13 protein-coding genes and 1 tRNA gene are annotated in these 15898 nt (G+C 70.6%); 7 read left to right on the top strand and 7 right to left on the bottom strand.

Going from position 1 to position 15898, the window contains the following annotated elements:
- Positions 1 to 84: 84 nt before the first annotated feature.
- From AB0259_RS14330 to AB0259_RS14315, 4 genes are all read left to right on the top strand, one after another.
- Entirely contained in the window at positions 85 to 2742 is a 2658-nt protein-coding gene (locus tag AB0259_RS14330; protein WP_366223142.1) for a transglycosylase domain-containing protein, read from the top strand.
- On the top strand, positions 2739 to 3707 hold the full coding sequence (locus AB0259_RS14325; protein WP_366223141.1) for a metallophosphoesterase: 969 nt from the start codon (positions 2739 to 2741) through the stop codon (positions 3705 to 3707). The genes AB0259_RS14330 and AB0259_RS14325 overlap by 4 nt, the downstream gene beginning before the upstream one ends.
- A gap of 16 nt (positions 3708 to 3723) precedes the next feature.
- Positions 3724 to 3797: transfer RNA gene (locus tag AB0259_RS14320), tRNA-Pro, on the top strand.
- An 86-nt stretch (positions 3798 to 3883) separates the two neighbouring features.
- Positions 3884 to 4648: an HAD-IIB family hydrolase gene (locus tag AB0259_RS14315; protein ID WP_366223140.1), complete on the top strand. Its 765-nt coding sequence runs from the start codon at positions 3884 to 3886 to the stop codon at positions 4646 to 4648.
- Positions 4649 to 4654: 6 nt separating this feature from the next.
- Here AB0259_RS14315 and AB0259_RS14310 read toward each other — a convergent pair whose 3' ends face one another.
- The 4 genes from AB0259_RS14310 to sigJ all read right to left on the bottom strand — a co-directional run bounded on the left by AB0259_RS14310 (position 4655) and on the right by sigJ (position 9093).
- A complete protein-coding gene (locus tag AB0259_RS14310) occupies positions 4655 to 5293 on the bottom strand; it encodes a thymidine kinase (protein ID WP_251582177.1) in 639 nt (212 codons plus the stop codon).
- Positions 5294 to 5302: 9 nt separating this feature from the next.
- The gene (locus tag AB0259_RS14305) at positions 5303 to 6853 is read right to left on the bottom strand and encodes a malate:quinone oxidoreductase (RefSeq protein WP_366223139.1); all 1551 of its coding nucleotides are present in this window, start codon (positions 6851 to 6853) and stop codon (positions 5303 to 5305) included.
- A 133-nt stretch (positions 6854 to 6986) separates the two neighbouring features.
- Positions 6987 to 8057, bottom strand: a complete 1071-nt coding sequence (locus AB0259_RS14300) for an aspartate-semialdehyde dehydrogenase (RefSeq protein ID WP_251582173.1) — start codon at positions 8055 to 8057, stop codon at positions 6987 to 6989.
- Positions 8058 to 8178: 121 nt separating this feature from the next.
- On the bottom strand, positions 8179 to 9093 hold the full coding sequence (gene sigJ / locus AB0259_RS14295; RefSeq protein ID WP_366223138.1) for an RNA polymerase sigma factor SigJ: 915 nt from the start codon (positions 9091 to 9093) through the stop codon (positions 8179 to 8181).
- Between the two features lie 52 nt (positions 9094 to 9145).
- On the opposite strand from sigJ, the gene AB0259_RS14290 reads away from it, so the two are divergent.
- Positions 9146 to 9889 (top strand): NAD(P)H-binding protein, encoded by a 744-nt coding sequence (locus tag AB0259_RS14290; RefSeq protein ID WP_366223137.1) that lies wholly within the window; start codon positions 9146 to 9148, stop codon positions 9887 to 9889.
- A gap of 23 nt (positions 9890 to 9912) precedes the next feature.
- On the opposite strand, the gene AB0259_RS14285 is transcribed toward AB0259_RS14290, so the two are convergent.
- Entirely contained in the window at positions 9913 to 11199 is a 1287-nt protein-coding gene (locus AB0259_RS14285) for an aspartate kinase (protein ID WP_366223136.1), read from the bottom strand.
- Positions 11200 to 11340: 141 nt separating this feature from the next.
- On the opposite strand from AB0259_RS14285, the gene AB0259_RS14280 reads away from it, so the two are divergent.
- Positions 11341 to 12732 carry a threonine/serine exporter family protein gene (locus AB0259_RS14280; protein ID WP_366223135.1) on the top strand — a complete coding sequence of 464 codons (1392 nt, stop codon included), beginning with the start codon at positions 11341 to 11343 and terminating at the stop codon, positions 12730 to 12732.
- A 30-nt stretch (positions 12733 to 12762) separates the two neighbouring features.
- Positions 12763 to 13161 (top strand): hypothetical protein, encoded by a 399-nt coding sequence (locus tag AB0259_RS14275; protein ID WP_251582158.1) that lies wholly within the window; start codon positions 12763 to 12765, stop codon positions 13159 to 13161.
- A 1-nt stretch (position 13162) separates the two neighbouring features.
- Here the strand turns inward: AB0259_RS14275 and recR are convergent, their stop codons facing one another.
- On the bottom strand, positions 13163 to 13756 hold the full coding sequence (recR, locus tag AB0259_RS14270; RefSeq protein ID WP_251582156.1) for a recombination mediator RecR: 594 nt from the start codon (positions 13754 to 13756) through the stop codon (positions 13163 to 13165).
- A gap of 3 nt (positions 13757 to 13759) precedes the next feature.
- The gene (locus AB0259_RS14265; RefSeq protein WP_366223134.1) at positions 13760 to 15841 is read right to left on the bottom strand and encodes a DNA polymerase III subunit gamma and tau; all 2082 of its coding nucleotides are present in this window, start codon (positions 15839 to 15841) and stop codon (positions 13760 to 13762) included.
- Positions 15842 to 15898 lie beyond the last annotated feature (57 nt).

Below are 15898 nucleotides of genomic sequence, written 5' to 3'. Positions count from 1 at the left end.
AGGTCGTGGCGGGGCGGCCCTGAAGGGCGCGACGACGGGAGCGTCACCGAGGCGTCACCCAGCTATCTCCCTTACGATCAGCCTATGCCCCACTCGAAACGCACGGCCACCGGTGTGCTCGGAGGCCTGTTGGGCCTCATCGGTCTGAGCACCGTGGCTGCTCTTCTCGTCACGGCGACCATCACCCCCGCGATCGCCGTCTCCGGCTACGCCGCGACGAGCGCGATCAAGATGTTCGAGAACATGCCGAGCTATCTCAAGATCGAGAAGCTCATGCTCCCGACGACGATCTACGCGAAGAACGACGACGGCAAGAACGTCAAGCTCACCGAGTTCTACGACCAGAACCGCATCCCGGTCACCTTCGACCAGGTCAATCCGGTGATGTACGACGCAGTCCTCTCGAGTGAGGACAAGAACTTCTACACGCACGGCGGCATCGACCTGCTCGGCACGCTGAGCGCCCTCGCACGCAACGCGAGCTCCGGCTCGAACCGCGGTGGATCCTCCATCACGCAGCAGTACGTGAAGAACGTCCTGCAGCAGACCTGCGAGGCGAAGGCCGTCAGCACGGAGGAGGTCGAGGCCTGCTTCAAGGAATCGACCGCGAACCAGGGCACCGAGGGCTACCAGCGCAAGATCCAGGAGATGCGCTACGCCATCCAGCTGGAGAAGGAGTACTCGAAGGACGAGATCCTGCTCGGGTACCTCAACATCGCGCACTTCGGCGGGTCGGTCTACGGCATCGGTGCCGCGGCGCGCCACTACTTCGACACCACACCCGACAAGCTCACCATCGGGCAGGCAGCCGTCATCGCGGGCATGGTGCAGGAGCCCAACACTCTGCGCATCGACAAGCCCGGCGGCTCGACGGTTGCGAAGGACGGCACCCCTCTCAACGGTGCCGACGACGGCTACAAGCTGTCCAAGACGCGTCAGGTCTACGTCCTGAACCGGTTGCTCGAGGACAAGAAGATCACGAAGGCGGAGCACGACGAGGCCGTCGCCGCGCCCATCGAGCCGAAGATCACGACCCGCCCGCAGGGCTGCTCTGTCGCCAAGGGTGCCGAGTTCTTCTGCGCCTACGTGACGTCGATCATCCGCAGCGACCCCGCGTTCGGCGAGGAGCCGAACGACCGCATCGCGGCCCTCCGTCGCGGCGGACTGAGCGTGTACACGACGCTCGATGTCTCGCTGCAGGAGGCCGCGAACGAGGCGATCTCCGTCGTTCCCGCCAGTGTGGACTACATGAACCTCGGAGCCTCCGGTGTCCAGGTCGAGGTCGGCACGGGTCGCGTGCTCTCCATGGTGCAGAACCGCCCCTGGGCTGATCAGGCCGACGACACGACGACCACGCAGGTCAACTACAACGTCCCCGTGAAGAACGGTGGCGGCGGTCACTCCGCGGGCTCGACCTACAAGGTCTTCAGCCTCATCAACTGGATGCAGCAGGGCCATTCGGTGAACGAGACGCTCAACGGGCGCGTCGGCACGAAGACCGTGCAGACGTGCGACGGGGCGACGCAGACCGTGTACACCGGTGAGGGAACGGGACCCGATGGGAACCCCCGGATCGGCAACTTCGAGGGCAACCGCGGCTACACCGGAACGGTGGCACGTTTCACGAAGGATTCGCTGAACTCCGGCTTCCTGACCATGGCGGAGAAGATCCCGGTGTGCACGACGAACCGTGTCGCCGGTGACCTGGGCGTCACGCTCGGCAACGGCCAGCCGCTCGATCAGAACAACAACCCCTACGACGTCCTCGGGTCGCAGGACGTCGCGCCCATCGACATGGCGAACGCGTACGCCGCGATCGCGTCGAACGGCACCCTGTGCGCCGCCAAGGCGATCGATCGCGTGGTGAACGCCGACGGTGAGGAGCAGCCCATCCCCGACACGAAGTGCGAGCGCAAGCTCAGCGAGGACGTCGCGGCGACGGCGGCCTTCGTGCTGGAGAGCGTCATGACCGCAAGCGGCACCGGCAGCGGTGCCCGCACGTTCGACGGTGTGCCGATCTTCGGCAAGACCGGTATCCACCAGTTCCTCCACACGTGGATGATCGGCTCGAGCACCGAGGTCACGACCGCGGTCTGGGTCGGCAACGTCAAGGGTCAGGAGCGCCTCGAGAACCACTACGAGAGCGGCTATCGCCTCTCGCGCATCCGCAACTCGATCTGGCCCGCCATGCAGCGAGCCGCGAATGCCGAGTTCGGCGGCTCGGCCTTCCCTCAGCCGTCGCCGGAGCTCACCAAGCGCAGCTACGCCCAGCTGCCGAGCGTCATCGGCCTCGATGTCGATGCCGCGACCGATCGGATCGAGGACGCCGGCTTCAGCGTCATCGTCGGCGAGCCCGTGGCGTCGCCGGAGTCCGAGGGCACGATCGTGTCGCAGACGCCCGGTGCCGGACGTGTCGTCGCGGGAACGACGGTGACCATCAACCCGAGCAACGGCGAGGGTGTCGTGGTGCCCGGTGTGAGCGGCACCCCGGAGCAGGCGGCGAGGGCGCTGTCCGACGCCGGGTTCCGCAACGTCGCGCAGAGCTGTGAGGACGACGACGGCGCGCCCGCGGAGGGCGTTGTCACAGGCACGGATCCCGCTGCGGGCGAGACCGTGAGCCGAGACGCCACGATCACCATCGAGTATCAGTCCTCCGACTGCGACGGCAACGGCGACGGCGACGGGAACGGCGGCGGCAACAACGGCCGCGGCAACGGTCCCGGCAACGGCAACGGTCCGTGAGGCCGGCAGGACAGACCGCCCTCACCGCGCTCGGCGCGGTGGGGGCGGTCGGTACCGCCGCCGGGATCTGGGGCGTCGGGATCGAGCGCTACCTTTTCACGCTTCGACAGCACGAACTCGCGATCCTGCCGCCGGGTACTCCGTCGGTGACCGTCCTGCACCTCTCCGACGCCCACATGGCGCCCTGGCAGCACCGCAAGCAGCGCTGGATCGCCGACATCGCCGATCGCGTGCAACCGGACCTCGTCGTCAACACGGGCGACAACCTCGGGCACGCGGACGGGCTGCGCGGCATCCGGGCGGCCTTCGCCCCCCTCCGCGGCGTCCCCGGCTTCTTCGTGCACGGATCCAACGACAAGGTCGCCCCCAGCGCGCGGAACCCGATCAAATACCTCTTCGGCCCCTCTGGCCCGCAGAGCCACGAGTCCTTCACCCCGTCGCTCGACACCGACGCGCTCGACGAGTACCTGACCGGCCTCGGCGAGACGCTGATCGACAACACCGCCGCGAGCGTTCGCGTCAGCGGCATCCGCATCGACGGGTTCGGCGTCGACGACGCGCACCGCGACTTCGACGACCTCGAGGCGGCCGAGGACGCCCTGCGCTCGCTCGGCGACGGCGCCCGCGTGCGCCTGGGCGTGACGCACGCGCCGTACCGTCGGGTCCTGGACGCGTTCACGGATGCCGGTGCAGACCTCCTCATCGGCGGGCACACCCACGGCGGCCAGGTCCGGGTCCCCTTCGCGAAGAAGGCTCTGGTGTCGAACTGCGACATCCCGCTCGAGAAGGCGCGCGGCCTCAGCTCGTGGACGCACGGCGGCCGCGCGGTGCCGCTGAACGTCAGCGCGGGCCTTGGCCACTCCATCTACGCCCCGGTGCGCTTCGCGTGCCGGCCCGAGGCGTCGGTGCTCATCCTCCGTGCGCGGCGCGCCGCCGATTCGCCGGACGGGGCCTCGGCAGGGTAGACTCGGAGGGTTGCCACGGGGTGTGGCGCAGCTTGGTAGCGCGCGTCGTTCGGGACGACGAGGCCGCAGGTTCAAATCCTGTCACCCCGACCGCAGAGAGGCTCCGCCGGACACCGGCGGGGCCTTTCTCATCCCTCCTCGGAGGGGCCATCGCATCTCCCGCCGAACGGAGCACCATGACCTCTCCCCGCCTCGTCGCCTTCGATCTCGACGACACCCTCGCGCCGTCCAAGAGCGCGATCGACCCCCGGATCGGCGAGCAGCTGCTGCGCTTGGCGGAGCGCGTCGAGGTCGCGATCATCTCCGGCGGCCAGCTGCAGCAGTTCCGCTCGCAGGTCGTCGAGCGCCTCCCCGAGGCGGGCGCCGACCTCCTCGCCCACATCCACCTCATGCCGACCTGCGGCACGCAGTACTACCGCCTCACCGAGGACGGCGTCGAGACGGTCTACGCCCTCTCGCTCACCGCCGACGAGAAGCACCGCGCCCTCACAGCGGTCGAGGAGGAGGCGAGGCGACTGGGCCTCTGGGCCGAGCAGACGTGGGGTCCGATCCTCGAGGACCGCGGCTCGCAGATCACCTTCTCCGCCCTCGGACAGTCCGCTCCCCTCGACGCCAAGACCGCGTGGGACCCCTCCGGCGAGAAGAAGAACGCCCTGCGCGACGCGGTGGCCGCTCGCATCCCGGATCTCGAGGTCCGCTCCGGCGGCTCCACCTCGGTCGACATCACCCACCGCGGGATCGACAAGGCGTACGGCATGCGCAAACTCGCAGAGCAGACCGGCATCCCCCTCGACGACATGCTCTTCGTCGGCGACCGCCTCGATGAGCACGGCAACGACTACCCCGTCCTGGCGATGGGTGTCACCTGCCACGCCGTCGAGGGCTGGGAGGACACCGCCGCCTACCTCGACGAGCTGATCCCGACGCTGCCGGCCCGCTGAGCGGAGTCAGCGCAGCCGTCCGCCGGACTCGCGCAGATAGCAGCGCGCGCACATTGACTCGTACGTGACGCGGTCGGCCGACAGCTCGTCGATCGCGACCTGATCCCCGTCGAAGACGAACCGGCCGCCGACGAGGCGGGCGTTGAACAGCGCCTTGCTGCCGCAGCGGCAGATGGTCTTCAGCTCTTCAAGGCTGTGGGCGAGCTCCATGAGGCGCGCTGACCCCGGGAAGGCCCGCGTCTGGAAGTCGGTGCGGATGCCGTAGGCGAGGACCGGGATGCCGTCGTTCACCGCGATCCGCAGCAGGTCGTCGATCTGATCCGGCGCGAGGAACTGCGCCTCGTCGATCAGCAGGCAGGCGACGTCCGTCCGGGTGTCGGGCACGAGCGCCGCCTCGGCCTCGATCTGCACCCGACGTCGGTGCTCGGCGAACAGGGCGCGGGCGTCGTCATCCGGACCGATGAGGAAGTCGACCTTGCGCTCCACGCCGAGACGGCTGGAGATCTGATCGGCACCCTTCGTGTCGATCTCGGGCTTCGCGAGCAGGACGTGCTGGCCGCGCTCCTCGTAGTTGAACGCGGCCTGCAGCAGCGCCGTGGACTTGCCCGAGTTCATCGCGCCGTAGCGGAAGTAGAGCTTCGCCACGGATGCGTCTCAGGCGTTGATCTTGAGGGCTGCGGCCGTCGACCGCAGAACCTCGTGCGCCGTCTCGGGTGCATCGTTGAGGGTCTGCCCGTACGTCGGGATGAGCTCCTTCAGCGTCGGCTCCCACGCCGGCAGGCGGTCGGCGAAACACGTCTTGAGCAGGCCCAGCATGATCGACGCACCTGTCGACGCGCCCGGGGACGCCCCGAGCAGGCCGGCGATGGAGCCGTCTGCGGAGCTGACGACCTCGGTGCCGAACTGGAGCACGCCGCCCTTCTTGGGGTCCTTCTTCATGACCTGGGCACGCTGACCGGCCTGCAGGAGCTCCCAGTCCTCGTCGCGCGCGCTCGGCATGAAGTCGCGGAGCGAGTCCACCTTCTTGCCGTGCCCCTTGAGGAGCTCGCCGACGAGGTACTTGATGAGGCCGGGGTTGTCGATCGCGACCTTGAGCATCGGAAGGATGTTGCCCGGGCGCACCTGGGCGATGATGTCGGTCATCCGCCCGTTCTTGAGGAACTTCGGGCTGAACGTCGCGAACGGGCCGAACAGCAGCGACGCCTCGCCGTCGACGACGCGCGTGTCGAGGTGCGGCACCGACATGGGAGGCGCGCCCACCGAGGCCTGCGAGTACACCTTGGCCTTGTGCTGCGCGACGAGTTCGGGCTTCGAGGTCTTCAGCCACTGGCCGCCGATCGGGAACACCCCGTACCCGGAGATCTCGGGGATGCCGGAGCGCTGCAGAAGCTTGATGGCCCATCCGCCGGCGCCGACGAACACGAACCGCGCCCGCACCTTGCCCGGGGTCCGGCCGACCGTGTGGCGGTAGGTGACCTCCCACGTGCCGTCCTTCTGACGCTTCAGGTCGCGCACCTCGCGGTTCGTCTCGACGTCGACGCCCTGCGCGGCGAGGTGGTCGAACAGCTGACGGGTGAGGGAGCCGAAGTCGACGTCGGTGCCCGCAGGAACACGGGTGGCCGCGAAGGGCTCGCCCTTGCGACGCTGCTGCATCAGGAGCGGGGCCCACTGGTTGATGACGCGCGAGTCCTCGGAGTACTCGATGCCGGCGAACAGCGGCTGCTCCTTGAGCACCTCGTACCGCTTCTTCAGGAAGGCGACATCCTTCTCACCGCGGACGAAGGTCATGTGCGGGGTGGCGTTGATGAAGGTGGTCGGCTCATCGAGGACACCTCGCTCGACGAGGGCGCTCCACAGCTGCCGCGACTGCTGGAACTGCTCGTTGATCCCGATCGCCTTCGCGGGGTCGATCGTGCCGTCCGGACCCTCGGGCGTGTAGTTCAGCTCGCACAGAGCGGCATGCCCCGTGCCGGCGTTGTTCCAGGCGTTCGACGACTCCTGCGCGACCTCGGAGAGACGCTCGAAGACGCCGATCTTCCATCCCGGCTCGAGCTGCTGCAGGAGGGTGCCGAGGGTGGCGCTCATGATGCCGCCGCCGATCAGCAGGGCGTCGTACGTCTCCGTCGGACTCACTGCGGCGGGGCTGCTCGCTGCGGCATCCTCAACGGCGTGATCGTCTGCTCCGGGATTGTCAGTCACGGTCATCCAGTCTACGTCGCCGGGCCGCGGGCGATTGCCGCCGCGGCCCCCTCGACGATGCAGGAATGAGGGTTCTTTCCCCAGGTGAAACACGGATGCCGGGTGCCCCGGCGCGAGGGCGGGGACCCGGCATCCGTCCTCAGACGCGGGCGGCGAGGTTCGCGGCGACGAGCTCGGCGATCTGGACGGCGTTCAGCGCGGCCCCCTTGCGGAGGTTGTCGTTGCTGATGAACAGGACGAGACCCTTGCCCTCGGGGGCGGACTGATCGGCACGGATGCGGCCGACCAGGCTCGGGTCGGCGCCGGCGGCCGCCAGCGGCGTCGGCACGTCGGCGAGGGCGACACCCGCGGCGCCCTCGAGCACCTCCCGCGCGCGGGCGGGCGTGATGTCCTGCACGAACTCCGCGTGGATCGAGAGCGAGTGACCCGTGAAAACCGGCACCCGGACGCAGGTGCCGGCGACCCGGAGCTCGGGCAGCTCGAGGATCTTGCGGCTCTCGTTGCGGAGCTTCTTCTCCTCGTCGGTCTCGTCCTCGCCGTCGTCGACGAGGTTGCCCGCGAAGGGGATGACGTTGAAGGCGATCGGGGCGACGTACTTCTGCGGCGCCGGGAAGTCGACGGCGGCGCCGTCGTGGACGAGGCCGATCGCCCCGCCCTGTGCGACGACCGACTCGACCTGGCCGAGCAGTTCCTCCGCGCCTGCCAGTCCCGACCCTGAGACGGCCTGGTAGGTGCTGACCGTGAGTCGCACGAGTCCCGCCTCGACGTGGAGCGGCTTCAGGACCGGCATCGCGGCCATCGTCGTGCAGTTGGGGTTGGCGATGATCCCCTTGGGGAGGTCCTCGATCGCGTGCGGATTGACCTCGCTGACGACGAGCGGCACCTCGGGGTCCATGCGCCAGGCGCTGGAGTTGTCGATGACGACCGCGCCGGCCTCGGCGAACCGCGGCGCGTGCGCGCGCGAGCCCGTGGCGCCGGCGGAGAACAGCGCGATCTGTATGCCCGCGGGATCAGCCGTCGCGACGTCCTCGACGACGATCTCGCGACCGTCCACCTCGATCGTGGAGCCGGCGGACCGCGCCGTCGCGAACAGACGGAGCTCACGGATGGGGAACGCGCGCTCCACGAGGATGTCGCGCATCACCGTCCCGACCTGGCCGGTGGCGCCGACGACGGCGACGGAGAATCCCGAATCGGAGAAGACGGTCATGGTGCGGTTCCTCGAGGGTGCGGCGCCGCGCGACGGGGCGTCGCGACAGGGCGCAGAAGAGCGGGTTCCGGCGATTCTACCGGCGCGGCGCGTGCCGTGACCCGCATGTGTCGTCCGGCCGTCACACCCACGCTCGGAGCTTCCCGGGGTTGCGCATCATCCAGACGTCGGTGATCCGCTCCCCGTCGGTCGCGAACGTCACGACCGCGGCCACCGCGCCGTTCAGCCGGATCACGAATCCGAGCCCGTCGCCGGTGACCATCGGCTCATAGGCCGCGGTCGGCTGCTTCCGCGCGAGACCCAGCAGGAACCTCGCCACGTGGTCCACGCCGCGCACCGGCCGCCGGGCGGCCGAGACGACCCCGCCGCCGTCCGAGACGAGCACGACGTCGGGCGCGAGCACCCGCACGAGGGCATCGAGCCTGCCCGTCGCGCTTGCGGCGGCGAACGCTGCGACGACCTCGTCGTGGCGACTGCGGGGGACGGCGGCACCGCTCCGGCGTCCGACATGACGACGAGCGGATGCGGCGAGCTGCCGGCACGCGGCGGGCGAACGGCCGAGCACCTCGGCGATCTCGCCGAACGGCACCGCGAAGACCTCGTGCAGCACGAAGGCCACGCGCTCCGCCGGCGTGAGCGTCTCCAGGACGAGAAGGAGCGCCGTGGAGACGCTCTCGGCGGCGAGAGCGGCCTCGGCCGGGTCGCCGTTCGAGAGGCCCGCCGCCACGGGCTCGGGCAGCCACTCCCCGACGTACGTCTCGCGTCGCGCCCGCGCCGAGCCGAGCATGTCGAGGCAGATCCTGCCGGTCACCCGCATGAGCCATCCCGCGGGGTTCGCGATCGCGGCGCGCTCGGAGGGGTGCAGCCGGATCCACCGGACGAACGCCTCCTGCACGGCGTCCTCGGCCTCCGCGAGCGTTCCCAGCATCCGATGGGCGGCGGCGACCAGGATGCGGCGATGCGCGTCGACCTCGCCGATCGCGGCATCCGTCTGCGTCGCGGCATCCGTCATCGCGATCTCCGTCCCGGGCCTCACATTCGCGGAGGCTGCGTCGTCACCACAGTGACACACCATCGGAAGGGGCGACATGAAGATCGCAGTGACGGGCGGAACGGGCACGGTCGGACGACTCGTGGTGGAGCGGGTGCGCGCGGAGGGGCACGACGCGGTCGTCCTCTCGCGGGCGGCGGGAGTCGACCTGCGCGACCGGGCAGCAGTGGACCGCGCACTGGCGGGGGCGACCGCCGTGATCGACGCGGCGAGCGTCGGGACCACGAGCGCGGCGACAGCGACGGAGTTCTTCCGCGCGGCATCCGGCACCCTGCTCGCGGCGGCAGCGACCGCGGGAACCGCCCACGCCGTGCTGCTGTCGATCGTGGGGATCGACCGCAACCCCGACGGCTACTACGCCGGCAAGATCGCTCAGGAGGACCTGTTCGAACGCAGCACGGTGCCGTGGAGCATCCTGCGGGCGACGCAGTTCCACGAGTTCGCGGGCCAGGTGGCGGCACAGGCGCGTCTCGGGCCGCTGCAGCTGGCGCCGCGCGCCCGCGTGCAGCCGGTCGCCGCCGCGGAGGTCGCGGCGCGGCTCGTCGCGCTGGCCCTCACCGGGCCGCAGGGTCGCGTCGCGGACCTCGCAGGGCCGCGCGAGGAGCGGCTCGATCGGATGATCCGGGAGTGGGTGCGCCGCGACGGATCACGGCGTCCCGTCATCCCCGTCAGCGTCCCGGGCGCGCAGATGCGCGGGATGCGGTCAGGCGCCAACCTGCCGAGCGCAGGGGCGACGCTCGCCGGGCCGTCCTTCGACGACTGGCTCGCCGCGCAGCGCTGAGCCGGGAGGCCCCTGGGTCGTCGTCAGCGTCCGGTACCGGCGTGGACGACGGCCTCGGTGTCGCCGTCGAGACCGTACGCGGTGTGCACGACGCGCGCCGCCTCGGCGAGGTCGTCTCCGCGGACGACGACGGAGATGCGGATCTCGGAGGTCGAGATCATCTCGATGTTCACACCGGTCGTCGACAGCGCCTCGAACAGGGTCGCCGAGACACCGGAGTGGGTCCGCATGCCGGCACCGACGACGGACAGCTTGCCGATCTGGTCGTCGTGGACGAGCTTGTCGAAGCCGACGCTCCCCTGCTCCACCGACAGCGCACGCAGCGCCGTCGACGCCTCGGCCTTGGGGAGCGTGAACGAGATGTCGGTGCGGCCGGTCGCCGCCGCCGAGACGTTCTGGACGATCATGTCGACGTTGGCGCCGGACTTGGCGACGATCTTGAAGATCTCGGCGGCCTTGCCGGGGACGTCGGGCACACCGACGACGGTGATCTTGGCCTGGCTGAGGTCGGTGGCGACACCGGTGACGATGGGCTCTTCCATCTCTTCTCCCTCTTCGTGGTCGGGGGCGGTCATCCCCGGACCGAGAACGTACGTGCCGACGCCCGAGCTGAATGTCGAGCGGGCGTGGATCATGACGCCGTGACGGCGGGCGAACTCGACGGCGCGGATGTAGAGCACCTTGGCGCCGTTCGCGGCGAGCTCGAGCATCTCCTCGGACTGGACGGTCGCGAGCTTCCGGGCCTTCGGGACGACCCGCGGGTCGGCGGTGAAGATGCCGTCGACATCGCTGTAGATCTCGCAGACATCGGCGTTCAGAGCGGCGGCGAGCGCGACGGCGGTCGTGTCGGATCCCCCGCGACCGAGGGTCGTGATGTCGCGGGTGTCGCGGCTGAAGCCCTGGAAGCCGGCGACGATGACGATCGCGCCCTCGTCGAGTGCGTCGCGCACCCGGACCGGGGTGACGTCGACGATGCGGGCGGCGCCGTGCGAGCTGTCGGTGATCATGCCGGCCTGGCTGCCGGTGAACGAGCGCGCCTCGAAGCCCATCGAGTTGATCGCCATCGCCAGCAACGCCATAGAGATCCGCTCGCCGCTGGAGAGCAGCATGTCGAGCTCGCGCGGCGCGGGCAACGGCGAGACCTGCGACGCGAGGTCGAGCAGCTCGTCGGTGGTGTCGCCCATCGCGCTGACGGCGACGACGACGTCGTGGCCGGCACGGCGGGCGTCGACGATCCGCTTCGCGACGCGACGGATGCTCTCGGCGTCGGCGACGGACGAACCGCCGTACTTCTGGACGATCAGGGCCATGGTCGGATACTCCCGGGTGGATGCCGGGCGCAGCCGGCGGGCGGAGACTCACGCCCGCGCACCATCCTACGGAGCGGCCCGTGCCGCCACGGCCATGTGACGCAGGCGGACCGCCGGGAGCCCTGATTTAGGCTGGAGCATATGGGACGACGCCAGTTCTTCACGTCGCTGCAGGCCCTCGTCCGTGCTCCGGAGAGCTCGACTCCGCACACCGAGATGCTGCCCGTCATCGACGATGCATTCGCCGTCGGCGTCCTCGACCTGGCCATCCGGATCGGCGAGTCGATGCTCGCCTCGGGCGCACCCGCCAGCGAAGTGACGCTCACCATCGTGCGGGTCGCGGGTGTCTACGGACTGGACCCCGTCCACGTCGACGTGAGCTACAACTCCATCACCGTCGCGCATCACCGCAGCGGCGCCGACCGTCCCATCACCCTGATGCGCGTCGTGCGCAGCCAGGCCCCCGACCACGCGAGACTGCAACGGCTGCAGGCGCTGGTCGCGGCGATCCGGGGCGGGATGCCGCTGGAATCCGCTCGTGCCGAGTTCCGCGTCGTGCGCCGCACGCCCTTCGCCTACCACCCGCCCGTCATCGTCGCGGCTCAGGCCCTCCTGGCCGTCGGCGTCGCCCTCATGTTCGGGGCCAACTGGCTGGTGATCCTGCTGTCGTTCATCGCCGCCGGCGGCGCGGCGGTCACGCAATTCCTGCTCGGCCGCGCGCGCGTGCCGTTCTTCTTCAGCCAGGTCGCCGGCGCCTTCGTCCTGACCCTCATCGCCGCCGTCGCACCGCGGCTCGAGGCGACGGGCTGGATGGCGGCGCAGGAGATACGCCCGTCGGTCATCGTGGCCTCGGGCATCGTGCTGATGCTCGCCGGGCTCACCGTGGTGGGGGCGGCGCAGGACGCGATCGACGGCTTCGCGCTGACGGCGACCGGCCGCATCCTGGAACTCACGACGCAGACCCTCGGGGTGGTGCTGGGCATCCTCGCGGGCCTCGAGACGGCACGTGTCGTCGGCGCAGGGATGGACGCCCCGAACGACCCGCTCCCCTTCGGCCCGGTCCCGCTGCAGTTCGCGGGAGCAGCACTCATCGCCGTCTCCGTGACGATCTACAACGGCGCGGGGCTGCGGGTCGTCGCCGTCAGCGTCGGGCTGAGCGTCGTCGCGTGGGCGGGGTACACCGCGGCATCCACTCTCGGGTTCGAGTCCGCGGCCGCCAGCGGTGTCGGTGCGTTCGCCGGGAGCCTCCTCGGCATCCTCGCCGCCTACAAGCTGCACGTGCCGTCGGTGGCGATCACGACGGCCGCGATCCTGCCGATGGTGCCGGGGGCGGCGGTGTTCCGGGGCCTCCTCGGGGTCGTCGAGTCCGGTCAGAGCACGGTGACCCTGCTCATCGGGTTCACGACCCTCGCGTCGGCGGCCACGGTGGGGATCGCGCTGGCCGTCGGCGCCTCCCTCGGCATCTACGTCGGCCAGCCGCTCCGCGCGACCCTGGGCACCGTCATCCGCGCCCGCGCGCGCGAGCGCGGATGACGCCTCCGTCCGTCGAAGTATGCTCGCGGCATGAGCTCCCCGAGTGACGAGATCTGGAACCGCGCACTGGAGTACGACGTACCCGCGACGCATCCCGGCGACCTCGCCGTCCGCCGCGTCCTGACATTCCACGGCATGGTCCACAACGGCGGGTTCTGGTACGCCGTCGAGACCCACGCGGCCGACGAGGAGTTCCCGCTCGACGCCGTGGCCGACGGGTACCGCACCCTCGGGCTGGAATCCACGGCGGAGGCGATCGACCGCGCGGCTGCGGAGTACGACCAGACGGCCGGCGTCGGCGACGACGAGGCCTGGGGTGAGGCCGAGGAGCGCGTCAACGACGAGTACCGCGCCGTGGACGAGGACATCACCGCGGCCATCGAGCGCACGCTGACCGAGGAGCCCGCGCTCTTCGCCCCGACGGACTGAATCAGACCGCGCGGCGCCCCTCGAACGCCCGACCGAGGGTGACCTCGTCCGCGTACTCGAGGTCGCCGCCGACCGGCAGGCCCGACGCGAGGCGCGTCACACTGATCTCGAGGGTGTGGAGCAGCCGGCTGAGGTAGGTCGCCGTCGCCTCGCCCTCGAGGTTCGGGTTGGTCGCGAGGATGACCTCGGTCACGGTGCCGTCGGCGAGGCGCTGCATGAGCTGGGCGATGCGCAGGTCGTCGGGGCCGATGCCCGCCATGGGGCTGATCGAGCCGCCCAGCACGTGGTAGAGCCCGCGGAACTCGCGGGTGCGCTCGATCGCCGCGACGTCCTTCGCATCCTCGACGACGCAGATGAACGTGCGGTCGCGCCGCGGATCGCGGCAGATGGAGCACTGCGCCTGCTCGGACACGTTCCCGCAGATCTCGCAGAACCTCACCCGTTCCCGCAGCTCGGACAGCAGGTGGGCGAGCCGCGACACGTCGAAGGACGGGGTCTGCAGGATGTGGAACGCGATGCGCTGGGCCGACTTCGGGCCGATGCCGGGGAGGCGTCCGAACTCGTCGATCAGGTCTTGGACGATGCCGTCGTACATGGGTCAGTTGAACCTCGTCGGCGGGGTGTACGGCTCTTCGCGGACGAAGCGCGCGCCGAGCAGCTGGCGCACCGCTGCCTCACCGACGCGCTCGATGCCGCCCGGGCGGGGCGCTCGCGGCGACTCGGGGGCCGGCGTGGTGGGCGGCGGCGTGTGCACCGGGACAGGGGCATCGGCATCCACCGGCGGCGGCACATCGTCCTCATCGTCGTCCGGGGCCTCGGCGGGCAGGACATCGCCCTCCCGCGGGGCGGTGAGCGTGCGCACGGGCAGAGGAGCCGCATCCTCGGGCTCGTCGTCGACCGCGAACTGCGCCGACGGTGCTCCGTCGTCCGTGGGGATCGGGGCGACCGCCCACTCGGTGACGGGAGCGGCGGCCGCGGGCGCGGGCCGCGCCGGGGCGGCCGGCTCGGGACGGGATGCCGCGGGCGCGACCGGTCCGCCGGAATCGGGGGTCGGCGCGGGCGGGACCTCGGGGCCGACACCGCCGGGCGGCGGCGGGGTGGGATCGGTGTCGTGACGGGTGAGGTACTTCACCCGCACGCCCAGCACCGACAGGATCGCCGTGCGCAGGTCCTCACTGGGACCCTTGCCCGCGTTCAGCTTCTTGAACGACTGCACGTCCGCGTGGCTCTGGAACGACAGCGTGAGGATGTCGCCTTCCGCATATGCGACCGGGCGCGAGGCGCTCGCGATCATCCACGACGTGCGGCTGATGTCCTCGAGCCGCCGCAGGATCTCGGGCCACGAGTCGCGGATCTGCGGGAAGGTCACCGGCCCGGTCGGGACGGGCGGGCCCGGCACCACCGCGGGCGTCGGTTCGGGCGCGGGCGGCGCCGGCGTCGACGCGGAGGATGCCGGGACCGGAGCGGACGCCGGGGCCGGCGCGGACGCGACCGGACGCGGCGCGGGCTCCGACCCGGGAGGGGCAGAGGCGGCCGACCCCGAGGCGGCTGACCCCGCGGCGGGCGCGGGAGCCGCCGCATCCGTCGCGGCGAGGACGCGGGCGACGAGCAGCTCGAGCTGCAGGCGCGGCGACGTCGTCCCCGTCATGTCGTCGAGTGCGGTGACGACGAGGTCGGCGATCCGCGAGAGCCGGTCGGTGCCGAAGGCGGCCGCCTGGCGGCCCATGCGCTCGAGTTCGTCCGCGGGGACGCCGCGCAGCACGGCACGAGCCCCCTCGCCGGTCGCCGCGACGATGATGAGGTCGCGCAGCCGCTCGAGCAGATCGTCGACGAACCGGCGCGGATCCTGACCGGTCTGCACGACGCGATCGACGGCGCCGAAGGCGGCCGCCGCGTCATGCGAGGAGAATGCGTCGACGACCTCGTCGAGAAGCTCCGCGTGCGTGTAGCCCAGCAGCGCGACGGCGCGCTCGTAACCGACGGCGCCGTCCTCGGAACCGGCGATCAGCTGGTCGAGGAGAGACAGGGTGTCACGCGGAGACCCTCCGCCGGCGCGGACCACGAGCGGCAGGACACCGGGCTCGACCGTCACACCCTCGCTCCGGCAGAGCTGCTCGACGTACTCGAGCATCGCTGCGGGGGCCACGAGACGGAACGGGTAGTGGTGCGTGCGGGAGCGGATCGTCCCGATGACCTTCTCGGGCTCGGTCGTCGCGAAGATGAACTTGACGTGCGCGGGCGGTTCCTCGACGAGCTTGAGCAGGGCGTTGAACCCCTGCGCCGTCACCATGTGCGCCTCGTCGAGGATGAAGATCTTGAACCGGTCGCGCGCGGGAGCGAACACGGCGCGTTCGCGCAGGTCGCGGGCGTCGTCGACACCGTTGTGGGAGGCCGCGTCGATCTCGACGACATCCAGCGACCCGCCGCCGCCGCGGCTGAGCTCCTTGCAGGAGTCGCACTCGCCGCACGGGGTGTCGGTCGGCCCCTGTGCGCAGTTGAGGCAGCGCGCGAGGATGCGCGCCGACGTCGTCTTGCCGCAGCCGCGCGGGCCCGAGAAGAGGTAGGCGTGGCCGACCCGGTCGCTGCGCAGCGCCGTCATGAGCGGGTCGGTCACCTGGCTCTGTCCGATCATCTCGCCGAAGGTCTCCGGGCGATAGCGGCGGTACAGGGCGGTGGTCACCACAACAGACTACGGCGTGGCGCCGACATCCGATCCGGCGCCGAGGCTCCGGGCACC

Origin of the sequence: Microbacterium sp. NPDC080005 (genome assembly GCF_040702445.1) — a bacterium.
In the GTDB taxonomy this organism is placed as follows: Bacteria; Actinomycetota; Actinomycetes; order Actinomycetales; family Microbacteriaceae; genus Microbacterium; species Microbacterium oleivorans_D.
Note: the sequence above shows the minus strand (reverse complement) of the source record. Positions and strands in the feature narration are given on the sequence as shown.